Here is a 258-nt window from a genome sequence, read left to right on the forward strand (position 1 = left end):
AACCGAGTTCGGCCGCGGCGTGGATGTCCTCGATCGAGATATTGGTGATGCCTTCGAGATAGATATCGTCGGCTGCGATGCGATTGCCGAAGGCAAGCGTCGTCAGGATGGCGAGCTTGTGGGCGGTATCGTTGCCCTCGATATCGAAGGCGGGATCGGCTTCGGCATAACCCAGCCGCTGCGCTTCCTTGAGGCATTCGGCGAAGGAAAGCCCCTCCTTCTCCATCTTGGTCAGGATGTAGTTGCAGGTGCCGTTCA

At 58.5% G+C, this 258-nt stretch carries 1 pseudogene; it reads right to left on the reverse strand.

The annotated features are described in order from the left end of the window. Positions 1-258: pseudogene (locus EOD29_RS32930) on the reverse strand (homoserine dehydrogenase); the annotation flags it as partial.

The sequence above is a fragment of the Mesorhizobium sp. M1A.T.Ca.IN.004.03.1.1 genome (assembly GCF_003997555.1).
In the GTDB taxonomy this organism is placed as follows: Bacteria; Pseudomonadota; Alphaproteobacteria; order Rhizobiales; family Rhizobiaceae; genus Mesorhizobium.